Origin of the sequence: Candidatus Thiodictyon syntrophicum (assembly GCF_002813775.1) — a bacterium.
GTDB classification, from domain to species: Bacteria; Pseudomonadota; Gammaproteobacteria; order Chromatiales; family Chromatiaceae; genus Thiodictyon; species Thiodictyon syntrophicum.
The window spans coordinates 361,408-376,874 of the sequence record NZ_CP020372.1; the positions used below are offsets into that span (position 1 = coordinate 361,408).

Annotated in this window: 12 protein-coding genes; 11 read left to right on the forward strand and 1 reads right to left on the reverse strand. The window is 67.5% G+C overall.

Annotated features, from left to right (window positions below; all coding sequences use genetic code 11):
- Nucleotides 1-285: 285 nt before the first annotated feature.
- The 10 genes from tssA to THSYN_RS32860 all read left to right on the forward strand — a co-directional run bounded on the left by tssA (nt 286) and on the right by THSYN_RS32860 (nt 12,228).
- Nucleotides 286-1,332: a type VI secretion system protein TssA gene (gene tssA, locus THSYN_RS32815; RefSeq protein ID WP_100923238.1), complete on the forward strand. Its 1,047-nt coding sequence runs from the start codon at nt 286-288 to the stop codon at nt 1,330-1,332.
- 71 nt (nt 1,333-1,403) lie between these two features.
- Nucleotides 1,404-1,940 carry a type VI secretion system contractile sheath small subunit gene (gene tssB, locus THSYN_RS32820; RefSeq protein ID WP_100923239.1) on the forward strand — a complete coding sequence of 179 codons (537 nt, stop codon included), beginning with the start codon at nt 1,404-1,406 and terminating at the stop codon, nt 1,938-1,940.
- Between the two features lie 2 nt (nt 1,941-1,942).
- Nucleotides 1,943-3,445, forward strand: a complete 1,503-nt coding sequence (tssC, locus tag THSYN_RS32825; RefSeq protein ID WP_100923240.1) for a type VI secretion system contractile sheath large subunit — start codon at nt 1,943-1,945, stop codon at nt 3,443-3,445.
- A gap of 98 nt (nt 3,446-3,543) precedes the next feature.
- Nucleotides 3,544-4,032, forward strand: a complete 489-nt coding sequence (locus THSYN_RS32830) for an Hcp family type VI secretion system effector (RefSeq protein WP_100923241.1) — start codon at nt 3,544-3,546, stop codon at nt 4,030-4,032.
- A 95-nt stretch (nt 4,033-4,127) separates the two neighbouring features.
- Complete coding sequence (locus THSYN_RS32835; RefSeq protein ID WP_100923336.1) at nt 4,128-4,982, forward strand: type VI secretion system accessory protein TagJ; 855 nt, start codon at nt 4,128-4,130, stop codon at nt 4,980-4,982.
- A complete protein-coding gene (tssE, locus tag THSYN_RS32840) occupies nt 4,975-5,478 on the forward strand; it encodes a type VI secretion system baseplate subunit TssE (RefSeq protein ID WP_100923242.1) in 504 nt (167 codons plus the stop codon). The genes THSYN_RS32835 and tssE overlap by 8 nt, the downstream gene beginning before the upstream one ends.
- A gap of 12 nt (nt 5,479-5,490) precedes the next feature.
- Nucleotides 5,491-7,380, forward strand: coding sequence for a type VI secretion system baseplate subunit TssF (gene tssF / locus THSYN_RS32845; protein WP_100923243.1), 1,890 nt, complete (start codon nt 5,491-5,493; stop codon nt 7,378-7,380).
- The gene (gene tssG / locus THSYN_RS32850; RefSeq protein ID WP_100923244.1) at nt 7,344-8,444 is read left to right on the forward strand and encodes a type VI secretion system baseplate subunit TssG; all 1,101 of its coding nucleotides are present in this window, start codon (nt 7,344-7,346) and stop codon (nt 8,442-8,444) included. Before tssF ends, tssG begins: the two co-directional genes overlap by 37 nt.
- Nucleotides 8,445-8,707: 263 nt before the next feature.
- The gene (gene tssH, locus THSYN_RS32855) at nt 8,708-11,458 is read left to right on the forward strand and encodes a type VI secretion system ATPase TssH (protein ID WP_100923245.1); all 2,751 of its coding nucleotides are present in this window, start codon (nt 8,708-8,710) and stop codon (nt 11,456-11,458) included.
- Nucleotides 11,459-11,985: 527 nt separating this feature from the next.
- Complete coding sequence (locus THSYN_RS32860; protein WP_100923246.1) at nt 11,986-12,228, forward strand: hypothetical protein; 243 nt, start codon at nt 11,986-11,988, stop codon at nt 12,226-12,228.
- A gap of 257 nt (nt 12,229-12,485) precedes the next feature.
- Here THSYN_RS32860 and THSYN_RS32865 read toward each other — a convergent pair whose 3' ends face one another.
- The gene (locus THSYN_RS32865; RefSeq protein ID WP_100923247.1) at nt 12,486-13,253 is read right to left on the reverse strand and encodes a GNAT family N-acetyltransferase; all 768 of its coding nucleotides are present in this window, start codon (nt 13,251-13,253) and stop codon (nt 12,486-12,488) included.
- A 398-nt stretch (nt 13,254-13,651) separates the two neighbouring features.
- On the opposite strand from THSYN_RS32865, the gene THSYN_RS32870 reads away from it, so the two are divergent.
- On the forward strand, nt 13,652-15,358 hold the full coding sequence (locus tag THSYN_RS32870) for an IS1634 family transposase (RefSeq protein WP_100920668.1): 1,707 nt from the start codon (nt 13,652-13,654) through the stop codon (nt 15,356-15,358).
- Nucleotides 15,359-15,467 lie beyond the last annotated feature (109 nt).

Sequence of the window (15,467 nt, forward strand, 5' to 3'; positions counted from 1 at the left end):
TCAACCACCCCCCGAGGGTTCCAGTAAGCACGCTCGCGTGCGTGCAGAGGTCACTGCGCGGGGTGCCCCGCCCCCTGACCGGGTCATCCTACCCTATGACACGACGGGCGTGGCGCCAAAGGCGCGCCAAAGTCGCGCCGGGGCCCGGCCGCGAGGTCGGCGAGCCCTCCCGGACCTTGACACTACTTGACACCATCGGTTCGTCGCGTAGTATCAGGGCAACGCGATCTGATATTCGGTCGTGGTGTTTCCAGAGGGCCTCCCGATGCTTTCATCCTGCCCCCGATGAGCGTGCTCGCCACCGAATCCCTGTTGCAGGCCGTGTCCGCGCAGCGGCCCGCGGGCGAAGACCTGGAGTATGACCCGGACTTCCTCGCCCTGGCGGCGGCCGCGACCGGCACCCCGGAGCGGCGCATGGGCGACAGCGTGGTCGCGGCGCAGGAGCCCGACTGGCGCCTGGTCCTGGAGTCCGCGCTGGCGCTCTTGGACCGCTCCAAGGACCTGCGCCTGGCGGTCCTCGTGACCCGCGCCATGCTGGGGCTCGAGGGGCTGCGGGGCCTGCAGGCCGGACTGGACCTGATCCACGGGCTGATCCTCGGATTCTGGGATGGCCTCTACCCGGAACTCGACGCGAGCGACGGCAACGACCCCACGGCGCGGGTCAATGTGCTGCTGGAACTCACGGACCGGGAGACGCTGCTCGCCCAGTTGCGCACCACGCCGCTGATCCGCTCGCGCGTCTTCGGCCCGGTCTGCGGCCGGGATATCGAGATCGCCCAGGGCAAGGCGCCCGCCGCCCCCGGCACCCAACCGCTGGACGAGGCGGGCATCGCCGGGGCCTTCCAGGACTGCGACCTGGACGGCCTGGCCGCCGCCGCGACCGCCGCGGCCGGGGCACTCGCGGCCCTGACCGCGATCGGCGAGGCCCTGGAGGCACGCATCGAGCGGGCCCAACTGCCCAGCTTCGACCCGCTGGCAGAGCCGTTGACGCAGCTTCAGACCGTCCTCCAGGCCCACTTGACGACCCGCCAACCGGGGGCGGCGACCCCCAGTGCACCGGACGCGGACCCCGACGCGACGGCCTCGTCCACGGCGACCGGGGCCGCGGCGGCCCGCGACCCGGGATCGATCGGTTCGCGCGAGGACGTGGTGCGCACGCTCGAGCGGATCTGCGACTATTATTCGCGCAATGAACCCTCGAGTCCCGTCCCCCTGCTGCTGCGGCGCGCCCAGCGCCTGGTCAACGGCAGCTTCGTGGACATCATGCGCGACCTGGCCCCGGAGGCGCTGTCGCAGATCGAGCGGGTGTGCGGGATCGAGGACAACGCCTGACGGGGCGGCGGACCGGGCCAACCCCGGCACGCTCCCCGCGGCCCTCTAACGACAACCAACGGAGAACGCCAGTGGCGAAAGAGACCAGCCAGAAGTTCATCGCCCGCAATCGCGCCCCGCGGGTCCAGATCGAATATGACGTGGAACTCTACGGGGCGCAGAAGAAGGTCCAACTCCCCTTCATCATGGGGGTCCTGGCCGACCTCTCCGGCAAGCCCGCCGAGCCCCTGGCGCCGGTGGCGGACCGCAAGCTGCTCGAGATCGACATCGACAACTTCGACGAGCGGCTCAAGTCGATGAAACCGCGGGTCGCCTTCCAGGTGCCCAATACCCTGACCGGCGAGGGTAATCTCAGCGTCGAACTCAACTTCGAGTCGATGGACGACTTCTCCCCCGCGGCCGTGGCGCACAAGGTCGACGCCCTGAACAAGCTGTTGCAGGCGCGCACCCAACTCGCCAATCTGCTGACCTACATGGACGGCAAGAGCGGCGCCGAGGACCTGATCGCGCAGGTGCTGAAAGACCCGAGCCTGCTGCAATCGCTCGCCGCGGCGCCCAAACCGGCCGACCCGGCGGGCGCGGACCAGACCCCGACGGAGGCCAACTGATCATGGCCGCCACCGATATCCAGAACGCGGGGCAACCCCAGACCCAGACCGCCACCCTCGAGTCCGACAGCTTCGCCGCCCTGCTCCAGCGGGAGTTCAAGCCGCGCACCGACCGGGCCCGCGAGGCGGTCGAGGGCGCGGTCGCCACGCTGGCCTCCCAGGCCCTGGCGCAGACCGCGCTGATCTCCGACGACGCAGTGCGCACCATCGAGTCGATGATTGCGCAGATCGACCAGAAGCTTACCGAGCAGGTCAATCTGATCCTGCACCACCAGGACTTCCAGCAGCTCGAAGGGGCCTGGCGCGGGCTGAGCTATCTCGTCAACAATACCGAAACCGACGAGATGCTCAAGATCCGGGTCATGAACATCTCCAAGGCGGAGGTGCACAAGACCCTGAAGAAATTCAAGGGTACCGCCTGGGATCAGAGCCCGCTCTTCAAGAAGCTCTATGAGGAGGAGTACGGCCAGTTCGGCGGCGAGCCCTTCGGTTGCCTGGTCGGCGACTACCAGTTCGACCAGAGCCCGCCGGATGTGGAGCTGCTCGGGGGGCTCGCCAAGATCGCCGCGGCCATCCACGCCCCCTTCATCTCCGCGGTCGCGCCCGCCGTGATGCAGATGGAGAGCTGGCAGGAGCTGGCCAACCCGCGTGATCTGACCAAGATCTTCCAGACCCCGGAATATGCCGCCTGGCGCTCGCTGCGCGAGTCCGACGACGCGCGCTATCTGGGCCTCACCATGCCGCGCTTCCTCGCCCGGCTGCCCTATGGCGCCAAGACCGATCCGGTCGATGCCTTCGACTTCGAGGAGGACACCGAAGGCGCCCAGCACGGCAAGTACTGCTGGGCCAACTCGGCCTATGCCATGGCGGTCAACATCAACCGCTCCTTCAAGCTGTACGGCTGGTGCTCGCGCATCCGCGGTGTGGAGTCCGGCGGCGCGGTGGAGGGGCTGCCCAGCCATACCTTCCCCACGGACGACGGCGGTGTCGATATGAAGTGCCCGACCGAGATCGCCATCAGCGACCGGCGCGAGGCGGAGTTGGCAAAGAACGGCTTCATGCCGCTTGTGCACAAGAAGAACACCGACTTCGCCGCCTTCATCGGCGCCCAGTCACTGCAAAAGCCGTTCGAGTACGACGACCCGGACGCAACCGCCAATGCCAACCTCGCCGCCCGCCTGCCCTACCTGTTCGCGACCTGCCGCTTCGCGCATTATCTGAAATGCATCGTGCGCGACAAGATCGGCTCCTTCAAGGAGCGCGCGGACATGCAGCGCTGGCTCAACGACTGGATCCTCAACTATGTGGATGGGGACCCGCTGCATTCGAGCGAAACCACCAAGGCCCAATTGCCGCTGGCGGCGGCGGAGGTGGTGGTCGAGGAGGTGGAAGGCAACCCGGGCTATTACAGTTCCAAGTTCTTCCTGCGCCCGCACTACCAGCTCGAAGGGCTGACCGTGTCGTTACGGTTGGTCTCCAAGCTGCCGTCGGCGAAGGGGCCCTGAGGCCGAGCCCCGCTGCCGCCCGCTCACGGCGGCGGCGGCGCTGACCGCCGGGCCCGGCCCCAACGCCCGTTCATCCCACCACCCTCAGGAGCTAAGCTATGGCTGTTGACATGTTCATGAAGCTCGACGACGTCAAGGGCGAGGCCCAAGACAAGTCCCACAAGGAAGAGATCGATGTGCTCGCCTGGTCCTGGGGCATGAGCCAATCCGGCAGTGCGCACGCCGGCGGCGGTCAGGGCGCCGGCAAGGTCGCGGTGCAGGACCTGTCGTTCACCAAGTGGGTCGACAAGTCCTCACCGACCCTGATGACCTATTGCTCCGCCGGCACCCAGTTCAAAGAGGGCAAACTCACCGTGCGCAAGGCCGGCGGCGATAGCCCACTGGAATACCTGATCATCACCATGAAGGACGTCATCGTCACGTCCCTGGGCACCGGCGGCTCCGGCGGCGAGGACCGGCTGACCGAGCATGTGACCCTCAACTTCGCCTCGGTCAAGGTGGACTATCAGCCGCAGAAGCCCGATGGCAGCAAGGACGGCGGCCCCGTCAAATACGGCTGGGACATCGCGAAGAACACGAAGCTGTAGCCGCGGGGCACGGCCTGCCCCAGACTGAGGAGCCGCGGCGCGTCCGCGCGATGGCGCGGACGCGCCGCGCCGCGCCGCCGCCGGGAGAGATCATCATGCTGGCCGAAGACCGGTGGCGCGCGGGCGACCCGGAAGACTCTCTGCGCCGACTCCAGGAACAGGTGCGCCGCGAGCCCGCCAATGCGCGCTATCGCGTCTTCCTCTTCCAACTCCTGGCCCTGATGGGACAGTGGGAGCGGGCCCTGACTCAACTCACCGTGGCCGGCGAATTGGACGCCGGGAACCTGGCCATGGTGCAGACCTACCGTGAGGCGCTGCGCTGCGAGGTGTTGCGTGCGGAGATCTTTGCCGGCGGGCGCTCGCCGATGGTCTTCGGCGAGCCCGAGGAATGGTTCGCACTCCTGCTCCAGGCGCAGCGTCTGGTCGCGCAGGGGGCGGGCGAACAGGCGCGGGCGCTGCGCGAGCGCGCCCTGGAGGCCGCCCCGGCGACGCCCGGAACCATCGACGGCACCCCCTTCGCGTGGATCATGGACGGCGACAGCCGCCTGGGGCCGGTCCTGGAGGCGATCGTCAATGGGCGCTATTACTGGATTCCGTTTGAACGCATCCGCGCCATCCACCTGGACCCGCCGCAGGACCTGCGGGACCTGGTGTGGATGCCGGCCCACTTCACCTGGGCCAACGCCGGCGAGGCCGTGGGCCTGATCCCGACCCGCTACCCCGGCTCGGAAGCCTCACCGGACGCCGAGGTGTGCCGCAGCCGCCGGACCGACTGGCTGGAGCAGGCGGGCGACACCTTTGTCGGCCTGGGCCAGCGCATGTTCTTCACCGACGGCGGCGAGTACCCCCTGATGGATGTCCGCACCATCCTGTTCGCGACCGACCCCGCGGCATATCAAACCGACCCACCCGGGCCGACCCCGGCCGCCGCGGACAGCACCGGTGGCTGAGCTGATCCATCGCGAGCGGCTGCAACCCTCGCTGCTCGATCGGCTCACCGATGACGAGCCCGGCAATCCGCGCGAGTCGCGCGAGCAGCGGGACTTCTCGCTCAGCCGCCTGCGCGAGACGGTCCTGCGCGACCTGGCCTGGCTGCTCAACACCACCAACCTCGCCGCGGCGCAGGACCTGAGCGCCTACCCCGAGGTCTCGGGTTCCGTGCTGAATTTCGGCATCCCGGACCTCTCCGGCACCACCCTCTCCGGCACCGACCCGGCGGCGCTCGAGCGCACCCTGCGGCAGGCGATCACGGACTTCGAGCCGCGGCTCATCCGCCATACGCTGAACGTTCGTCTCGAGGTCAACGAGGGCCAGATGACCCACCATGCCATGACCTTTCTCATCGAGGGCGACCTGTGGGCCCAGCCGGTCCCGCTGCGCATCTATCTCAAGACCGAGATCGACCTCGAAATGGGCGATGTCACGGTCAGCCCCTACACGGGCTAGGGACACCAAGCGATGGACCCACGCCTGCTCGGGTATTACAACCGCGAACTGCGCTTCATGCGCGAGATGGGCGGCGAACTGGCCGCCGAATTCCCCAAGATCGCCGCCCGGCTCGGGTTGGAGAGCTTCGAGTGCGCCGACCCCTATGTGGAGCGCCTGCTGGAGGGCTTCGCCTACCTCGCCGCCCGGGTCCAGCTCAAGATCGACGCGGAATTCCCGGCCTTTACCCAACACTTCCTGGAGATGGTCTACCCGCACTACCTGGCCCCAACCCCGTCGATGGCGGTGGTGGAGCTGCAGCCGGACCTGGACGAGGGCGCCCTGGCCGAGGGCTTCGACCTCCCCCGCGACACGGTGTTGCGCGGCACCCTGGGCCGCGACGCCCAGACCGCCTGCGAGTATCGCACCGCCCACCCGGTGCGCCTCTGGCCCATGGAACTGACCGCGGCCGAGTATTTCAGCCATACCGGGCCGGTCGCCAAGGCCGACCTGCCGGCGCTCAAACGCAGCAAGGCGGGCATCCGCCTGCGGCTGCGCACCACGGCCAATCTGACCTTCGCCCAGCTCGCCCCAGGGCGCCCGGAGCGCTTCCAACTGGTGCTGTTCCTCCAGGGGGCGGACCAATTGCCCTTCGAGCTTTACGCCCGGCTCTTGGGCGACACGGTCGCGGTACTGGTGCAGCCCACGGCGCGCCCCCTGCCCTGGATCGAGACGCTGCCAGCCACGGCACTGCGCCCCCTGGGCTTCGCGGACGACGAGTCGCTGCTGCCCTATGCCCCCGCATCCTTTCAGGGCTATCGCAACCTCCACGAATATTTCGCCTTTCCGCAGCGCTATCTGTTCATCGCCATCGACGGACTGGGGCCGGTCCTGCGGCGCCTCGACGCCCCCGAGGTCGACCTGATCCTGCTCCTGGGGCAGCCGGCGCCGGGCCTGGAGCGGGTGCTGGACGCGGCCAATTTCGCGCTGCATTGCAGCCCGGCGATCAACCTCTTTCCCAAACGCCTCGACCGCATCCATCTGAACGCGACCGGCCCCGAGCAGCACCTGGTCCCGGACCGCACCCGTCCGCTGGATTTCGAGGTCTACCGGGTCGACAGCGTGACGGGCTATGGGTCCGGCACGACCGCGGCGCGCGAATTCCGGCCCTTCTACGCCCCCGCCACCCTCGCTCAGGGGGGCGGGCCGCCCGCCTATTACAGCGTCCACCGGGTCCCGCGCCGCCTGTCTTCGCGCCAACAGCGCCGGGGCACGCGTTCGAGCTATGTGGGGAGCGAGGTCTTCATCAATCTGGTGGATGCGGCGCAGGCCCCCTGGTCGGCCGAGCTGCGACAGCTCGCGGTGACCGGACTCTGCACCAATCGCGACCTGCCGCTGCTCATGCCGGTCGGGACCGGCAAGACCGACTTCACGCTCGAGTCCGGGGCCCCGGTGCGCGCCGTGCGCGTGCGCGCCGGACCGACCCCGCCCCGCCCCTCCCACGCCCATGGAGACACCGCCTGGCGGCTGATCAGCCACCTCTCGCTCAACTATCTGTCGCTCGCCGACACGGATGGCGGCCAGGGCGCCGCGGCCTTGCGGGAGCTGTTGGGACTCTACGGCGGGCTCACCGACGCCGACCTGCGCAAGCAGGTGGACGGCATCCTGCGGGTGTCCTCCCGGCCCATCGTGCGGCGGCTGCCCGGGGTGCGGCCGGTGACCTATGGGCGCGGGCTGGAGGTCGCGGTGGAGTGCGACGAGACCGCCTTCGAGGGCACCGGTGCCTTTCTGCTCGGGGCCGTCCTGGCCCGATTCTTTGCGCGCTACTGTTCCATCAACGCCTTCACCGAGACGGTGTTGAAGACCGGGCGCGGGGAGCTGATGCGATGGCCGGCGATCATCGGCCGCCGCCCGACCCTGTGACGGCGCCCGCCCCCGCGGTTGGCACCGCGGCCGCGGCCGACCGGGAGCGCGCGCGGGCACTCCTGCTGGGCGAACTGGCCGCCGCCCCCTGGGCCTTCGGCTTCTGCCAGACGCTGCGCCGACTCGACTGCCTGCAACCGGAGCGCCCGCGCATCGGCGCCACCGCCAGGCCCGCCGACGACCCGGTGCGTCTGGGCCAACGGCCGTCCATGCGCTTCGCCCCGGCCGAACTGGCCGCCCTGGCGCAGTCCGGGGCCGCCCGGGCACCGCGCCTGCTGGTCTATTTCCTGGGCCTGCTCGGACCCAACGGCCCCCTGCCCCTGCACCTGACTGAATACGCGCGCGAGCGCGAGCGCCATGCCGGTGACACCAGCTTCGCGCGCTTTCTCGACCTCTTCAATCACCGGATGCTCGCGCTGCTCTACCGCGCCTGGGCCCAGGCACAGCCGGCGGTCAGCTTCGACCGCCCGGACCAGGACCGCTTCGGCACCTATCTCGCAAGCCTCAGCGGCACCGCCATGCCCGCCTTCCAGGACCGCGACGCCATGCCGGACCTGGCCAAGCGCCATTACGCCGGCCACCTCGGCTGCCAGACCCGCCACCCGGAGGGGCTGGTCGCCATCCTGCGGCACCTGCTGGCCCTGCCGGTGCAGATCGATGAATTCGTCGGCCGCTGGCTGGAACTGCCCCCCGACTGCCGACTGCGGCTGGGGGAGACACCGCAGACCGGGGCCCTGGGCGCGACCACGACCCTGGGCGGGCGGGTCTGGGACCATCAGTCCAAGTTTCGCGTGCGCATCGGCCCGGTCAGGCTCACCGAGTACCTGGGCCTGTTGCCCGGCAACGCCGCCCTGGCACGGGTCACCTCAGTGGTCCGCAACTATGTCGGCGACGCGCTGGAGTGGGACCTCAACCCGGTGCTGGCCGCGGCCCAGGTCCCGCGGCTGTGCCTGGGCCGCGGTCCGCGGCTGGGCTGGACCACCTGGCTCGCGAGCGGACCACTCGGGCGCGATGGGGATGATCTGAAGCTTGATCCGAACAGCCTTGGAGCACGCCAAGGCTGAAGCCTCTCTCGTTCCCACGCTCCAGCGTGGGAATGCAGTGCGGGCGCTCCGCGTCCGGTCTTGGCAATGGACGCAGAGCGCCCGCACTTGCTCCCACGCAGGAGCGCAGGAGCGTGGGAGCCAGAAGGCAATCGTTGTCGTTGTCGTAATCGTAATTGGAGAAGCAATGCACTCGGGCCGGACGGGGCATTCGCCCCGTCCGCAACCTCTCTGTCGAAACCAGTACCCATCCGCCGTATTACCACAGGCCCAGGAGTCGTCCCATGACCGAGATCAGCCGCGCCGCCCTCTTCGGCAAGCTCAATCCGCTCGCCTACAAGGCGATCGACAGTGCCTTCACCTTCTGCAAGCTGCGCGGCAATCCCTATGTGGAACTGGTGCATTGGTTCAACCAGATCATCCAGGTCCAGGACTCGGACCTGCACCGGATCAGCGGCCGCTTCCAACTCGACCCGGCGGGGCTCGCGCGGGACCTGACCGAGGCCCTGGACCGGCTGCCGCGCGGCGCGCGCTCCAGCTCGGACCTGTCGTCCGACGTCGAGGAGGCGGTCAAGGAGGCCTGGTCCTATGCGACGCTCATGTTCGGCGCGTCCCAGGTGCGCACCGGGCACCTGCTGGTGGGCATCCTCAAGACCAAGGGGCTGCGCGGCACCCTGCTCGGTATCTCCCGCCAGTTCGACAAGGTCCAGATCGATGCCCTGATCGACACATTCGCCGCCATCGTCGCGGGCTCCCCGGAGGAGCGCATGGCGGCGACCGCCGGCTCGCCCCTGGACGGCGGCGCGGCCCCGGGGGAGGCGAGCGAGGCCATGGCCCCGGCCCAGATGGGCAAGCAGCAGGCGCTCAAGCAATTCTCCGTGGACCTGACCGAGCGTGCCCGCAAGGGGGAGTTGGACCCCATCGTCGGGCGTGACGAGGAGATCCGGCAGCTCATCGACATCCTGATGCGCCGCCGCCAGAACAACCCCATCCTGACCGGCGAGGCCGGCGTCGGCAAGACCGCGGTGGTCGAGGGCTTTGCCTTGCGCATCGCCGCCGGGGACGTGCCGCCGCCGCTCAAGGAGGTCACGCTACGCACGCTCGACGTCGGTCTGCTCCAGGCCGGGGCCAGTATGAAGGGCGAGTTCGAGAACCGGCTGCGCCAGGTGATCGAGGAGGTCCAGGCCAGCCCCAAGCCCATCATCCTCTTCATCGACGAGGCCCATACCCTGATCGGTGCCGGCGGCAGCGCCGGCACCGGTGACGCGGCCAACCTGCTCAAGCCCGCGCTGGCCCGCGGGACCCTGCGCACCGTCGCCGCCACCACCTGGGCCGAGTACAAGAAATATATCGAGAAGGACCCGGCCCTGACCCGCCGCTTCCAGGTCGTCCAGGTCGACGAGCCGAGCGAGGAGAAGGCGATCCTGATGCTGCGGGGCCTGGCCTCGACCTTGGAGAATCACCATCAGGTCCAGCTCCTGGACGAGGGCCTGGAGGCCGCGGTGCGCCTGTCTCACCGCTACATCCCGGCGCGCCAACTCCCCGACAAGGCGGTCAGCCTGCTCGATACCGCCTGCGCCCGGGTCGCCATCAGCCAGTCCTCGGAGCCGGCGGAGGTCGAGGACTGTCGGCGCCGGATCGAGGCCCTGGAGACTGAACTCGGCATCATCGGCCGCGAGAGCGCAGTCGGCGTGGAGACCGCGGAGCGCGAGCGCTCGGCCGGCGGAAAGCTCGCCGCCGAGCGGGAACGCCTGGTGGGACTCCAGGCCCGCTGGGACGCGGAACAGGCGGTGGTGGCGCAGATCCTGGACCTGCGCGCGCAACTGCGCGGCACGGCGGCCCCGGTCGAGGGGACCGGCAGCGCCCTGGAGCAGGCCGCCGGTGCCGCGGCGGGCAGCCCTGCCCCCGTCACCCAGGAGGCCCCTGCGCTGTCCGCGACCGAGCGCGCCGCGGCACTGGAGAAGCTGCGCGCACTCCAGACCGAGCTTGCCGCACTGCAAGGGGAAAGCCCCCTGATCCTGCCCAGCGTCGACGCCCAGGCCATCGCCTCCGTCGTCGCCGACTGGACCGGTATCCCGGTAGGCCGCATGGTCAAGGACGAAGTCAAAGCAGTGCTGAACCTCGCCGAGACCCTCAACCGGCGGGTCGTCGGCCAGCGCCACGCACTCGACGCCATCGCTGCCCGCATCCAGACCTCCCGCGCCCGACTCGACAACCCCAACAAGCCGATCGGCGTCTTCATGCTCGCCGGCCCCTCCGGCGTGGGCAAGACCGAGACCGGGCTCGCACTCGCCGAGGCACTCTACGGCGGCGAGCAGAACATCATCACCATCAACATGAGCGAGTTCCAGGAGGCCCATACCGTCTCCACCCTCAAGGGCGCGCCCCCCGGCTATGTCGGCTATGGCGAGGGCGGCATCCTCACCGAGGCCGTGCGCCGCAAGCCCTACAGCGTGGTGCTCCTGGATGAGGTCGAGAAGGCCCACCCCGATGTCCACGAGATCTTCTTCCAGGTCTTCGACAAGGGCTGGATGGAGGACGCCGAGGGCCGCTATATCGACTTCCATAACACCGTAATCCTGCTCACCACCAACGTGGGCACCGATCTCGTCATGGGACTGTGCAAAGACCCGGAGCTGATGCCGGATATGGAGGGACTGGCCCAGGCCCTGCGCGCACCCTTGCTCAAGACCTTCCCGCCCGCGCTCCTGGGGCGCATCGTCACCATCCCCTATTACCCGTTGAGCGATGACATACTGGCGACCATCATCCGGCTCCAGCTCGAGCGGATCGTGCAGCGGATTGCCGACAACCATCGCGCCGAGCTGCGCTATGACGAGGCGGTGGTGGACCTGATCGCCAAGCGCTGCGCGGAGGTCGAGAGCGGGGCCCGGGTGGTGGATGCCATACTCACCAATACGGTCCTGCCGGCCATCAGTCGGGAGATCCTCAACCGCACCATGGCGGGCAAGGGGATCGAGCGGATCAGCATCGGGGTAGCGGAGGCGGGCTTCAGCTACTGCTTCGAGGGTTGAACGTTTCCCTAGTGCATGGGTATGCAGTACGATCCGGGTGCCGGGCGCTCAAGCCCGGACGCTCGGGCCTCGTCTCTCGTTTCCACGCTCCAGCGTGGGAATGCAGCGCGGGCGCTCCGCGTCCCGGACCAAGCTCCGGAAAATGCGGGAAAGGTGGCCTGGCTTGCTGGATTCCGCCTGGTGCCGAAGCCTTTCGGTCTCGCTGACCGGTCGCGCAAATCACGGTTGCGATCAGGTTAAGCGCCTGACTGGGTGCCCTTCGACTCTGGTCCAAGTTCTAGAACTATGGAATCCATTCCATAGTTGAGGCCGGCAATCGCCGCGGAAAACCGGGCCGCGCAGCCGACGCGGCGACACAAATAGCTGATTTATCTAGTTATTTCTGTTTCAGCAAGCAGTGTATGGTTGCTGGCACGCTCCGTGCTTCGTACCAGGCAAGAGACCGCGTCGGCAGGGCGCCACACCGGCAAGCCCTGAGCCGGACGGCCAAGACCTTCCCAGGGTTATGGCAAGTGTCAGAGAATCCCATGAACAACACGACTTACAGTTACCGGGACCCCCAAACCGCGATGATCGAAGAGGCGCTGGCGCTGATGCGTATCATTGATGCGGAGCACAGCAACGAACACATCAACGAGGGTCTGGAGGCCCGCACGACGCGCCTGCTGCTGCGCGACACGGCCCGGCAGTTGGCGGCCGAGATGGTCGCGGAACTGCGCAAGCGCACCAGCGCACAGACGCAGATACCCTGCTTTGCGATGGCGGCCTGAAGCCCTTGGGGCTCGCGGTCGCGCCAGGACGCAAGTGGACGAGCCACTGCCGTTGAGTCAAGCGCCGCGGCCCAAGCGCCTGGAGTCCAAGGCTTCAGCCTTGGAGCGCGCCAAGGCCGAAGCCTTGGACCCCAGGCAGACAGTGAAGTGGACGAGCGGGAACGAAATCCACGGACCACTCCTACGCGGGGCGGCCTCATGAGGCCGCCGCCGACCGCGGCCCAAATGGCCGCTGCTACTTCACGGCGCGCACGACCTCAGGCCGCGGCGCGCCGCCGCCGGCCGCTCGCCGGGCGTCCCGCCTCCACGCCGTGACCGATCGCCTCGTTGGCGGCCGGGGGCCAGGCCGCAGACCGGCCCAGGCGTTCCCGCCAGGTCGCGATCCAGGGCTCCACCCAGACCCCCGGGTCCAGATAGGCAGGCAGCCCCAGGGGCAGCGCCCGCACCACCGGGTGCGCGGCCGGTCGCAGCGGCACGGATGCAGGGGCCGCGGGGCGGGACTCGGGCAGGCGGCAATCGTATTCCAGGGTCCCGTCGCCCACCCAGTGGGGCTCACCGCCGAGTTGCCACGCCAGCCGCCGCATGCCGGCGTTCTCCGCCAGCACCTCGAACCAGAAGCGGCGGATGCCCTGACGCCGGGCCGCCGCAATCAGATGGGACAGGAGCGCCGCACCCACCCCCTGGCCCTGTATCAGGTCCACCGTGGCGATCGAGAACTCGGCCACCTCGCCCCCGGGGGTCAGACGGATGCAACGGGCGAAGCCCAGGGGCTCCAACTCCCGCCCAGCCGCATCGATCCGCACCGCGGCGAAGGCAATGTGGTCGCGCCCGTCCACGGCGCAGAAGCGGTCCAGTTCATCCGGGGCCAGGGCCCGCCGGTCGTTGAAGAAGCGCAGGCGCCGGGATTGCGGCGAGAGCGACTCGAAGCAGCGGATCAGCAGTCCGCGGTCATCCGCACCGGAAGGCCGGATCCGGTAGGCCGAGCCGTCGGCCAGGCGCCGCTCGAAAGAGAGTCGACGAAACATAGAAAACCTCCTGCCATAACGGCAGGTCCCGGCGGCAGGCCGCGGGGCGGCCCGAGGGCGCCGGGACGAGTGAGTAATGCCAGGAGGATGGGCGCGCCAGGCGTTGCAGTCAAGCAACAATGTGCTTTTTTCGCCTCAAACCTACGAATATTTAATATTCATCGCGATACAGTACACGCGAGATCTGCCGAGCGGGGCAGCCTGATCGGCTGTTTCTTTTTTGTTGCACAATCAGAGGCTAGACCGAAGTTCCAGCGAGAACCATTCTCATCTTCGTCGCAAGCCCTTGAAATTTTTGTTCAATAGGTACTTGTTGCCGTCATTCCGCTCTAAAGTGTACCCATGTAAACGGTCGTAGATAGCTTGTTATTTCGAGTTTTCCTGCTATATTTTTTCCCATGTACATCGACATCGTTCCAAACCGCAGCTCGCCCCCTGCCATCTTGCTCCGCGAGTCGTTTCGCGAAGGCAAGAAGATCCTTAAGCGCACCATCGCCAACCTCTCGGCCTTGTCGCTGTCACAAGCCGAGGCGATTCGTGCCGTTCTCAAAGGCAAGCCGTTGGCCGCCGTTGATGAGGTCTTTGAAATCATCCGCTCGCGCGCGCATGGTGCGGTCAATGCGATCAGGCTGGCGATGGAGCACCTGCGGCTGAGTGCGCTCTTGGGGCGCGAAGCCTGCCGAGAGCGGGATCTGGTGCTGGCGATGATCGCCGCCCGGGTGCTAGACCCGCAAAGCAAACTGGCGACCACGCGCAGTTGGGAGCACAGCACCCTGGGCGAGCTGTTCGGGGTCAGTGATGCTGATGAAAATGAGCTGTACGCGGCCTTGGATTGGCTGCGGGAGCGTCAGGCGGTCATTGAGCAACGATTGGCCAAGCGCCACCTGCACGAGGGGGGCCGCGTGCTCTACGACCTCTCGTCGAGCTATTTCGAGGGTGAGTCCTGCCCCCTGGCCGCGCGTGGCTACTCCCGTGACGGGAAGAAGGGGCTGCTGCAAGTCAACTACGGCTTGCTGACTGATGCGCGCGGTTGTCCGGTGGCCATCTCGGCCTTTGCGGGCAATACCACTGACCCCGAGACCTTGATGGCGCAGGTGGATCAGCTGCAACACGACTTTGCCCTGCAATCGGTCATCCTGGTGGGGGATCGCGGAATGATCTCGCAAACCCAGGTTGAGGCCCTGCGGGAGCGTGCCGGAGTGGCGTGGATCACGGCACTCAAGAGCGGGGCGATTCGCCAACTGGCGGCGGCCGGTACGCTCCAGATGGATTTATTCGACGAGCGCAATCTCTTTGAATGCACCGACGAGGACTTTCCCGGCGAGCGGCTGATCGCGTGTCGCAATCCGCAACTGGCGAAATTGCGTGCGGCTAAGCGGCGCCAGCTCCTCGCGGCCACCACCACCGAATTAGAGACGGTACAACGGATGGTCGCCAATGGCCGACTGAAGGATCCGGACAAGATCGGCGTGCGGGTCGGGCGCGTGATCAACAAGTACAAGATGGCCAAGCATGTCGTGCTGGACATCACCGCCACGCAGTTCGTTTTCCATATCGATGAGGAGTCGGTGGCCGCAGAGGCGGCGCTGGACGGGCTCTACGTCATTCGCACGCCCCTGCCGGTCGCGCAGGTCAGCAGCGCCGAGGTCGTACTCCATTACAAGGGGTTGAGTCACGTCGAGGCGGCGTTCCGCTCGTTGAAAAGCGATGATCTACAGATTCGTCCGATCTACCACCATACCGAAGAGCGGGTGCGTGCCCATCTGTTTCTATGCATGCTCGCCTATTACGTCAAATGGCACATGGGCGAGGCGTGGCGCAGTCTTCTGTTCGCCGATGAAGATCAGGAGCGTCTCACCCAGCGCGATCCCGTGGCGCCCGCGACCCGTTCGGACGCGGCTTTGGAAAAAGTGGCGAGCAAGCGACTCGCCGACGGCTCACCGGCGCACAGCTTCCGGACCCTTCTCAATGAACTAGCCACCATCGTTCGCAATACCTGCCGACGTAAACAGGCCAGTGCCGATGAGGCGCTGTTCAACATCGACACCACTCCTAACCCCAAGCAGCAGACGGCATTCGATTTGATCAAAACGATCCGCGTGTAGCCAGACGTTTGCACGACGATTTTCTGAAAAATAAAGAGAATCAATAGCCTATCGCTTAGGCGATGCTGGAACTTCGGGCTAGACGATGCTGCCGTACCCGCGCCCGCCC

Excerpts from the sequence above, each read along its gene's own strand:
- tssA (WP_100923238.1), top strand. The coding sequence starts at position 286 with ATGAGCGTGCTCGCCACCGAATCCCTGTTGCAGGCCGTGTCCGCGCAG.
- tssC (WP_100923240.1), top strand. The coding sequence starts at position 1,943 with ATGGCCGCCACCGATATCCAGAACGCGGGGCAACCCCAGACCCAGACC.
- THSYN_RS32830 (WP_100923241.1), top strand. The coding sequence starts at position 3,544 with ATGGCTGTTGACATGTTCATGAAGCTCGACGACGTCAAGGGCGAGGCC.
- THSYN_RS32835 (WP_100923336.1), top strand. The coding sequence starts at position 4,128 with ATGCTGGCCGAAGACCGGTGGCGCGCGGGCGACCCGGAAGACTCTCTG.
- tssF (WP_100923243.1), top strand. The coding sequence starts at position 5,491 with ATGGACCCACGCCTGCTCGGGTATTACAACCGCGAACTGCGCTTCATG.
- tssG (WP_100923244.1), top strand. The coding sequence starts at position 7,344 with ATGGCCGGCGATCATCGGCCGCCGCCCGACCCTGTGACGGCGCCCGCC.
- tssH (WP_100923245.1), top strand. The coding sequence starts at position 8,708 with ATGACCGAGATCAGCCGCGCCGCCCTCTTCGGCAAGCTCAATCCGCTC.
- THSYN_RS32860 (WP_100923246.1), top strand. The coding sequence starts at position 11,986 with ATGAACAACACGACTTACAGTTACCGGGACCCCCAAACCGCGATGATC.
- THSYN_RS32865 (WP_100923247.1), bottom strand. The coding sequence starts at position 13,253 with ATGTTTCGTCGACTCTCTTTCGAGCGGCGCCTGGCCGACGGCTCGGCC.
- THSYN_RS32870 (WP_100920668.1), top strand. The coding sequence starts at position 13,652 with ATGTACATCGACATCGTTCCAAACCGCAGCTCGCCCCCTGCCATCTTG.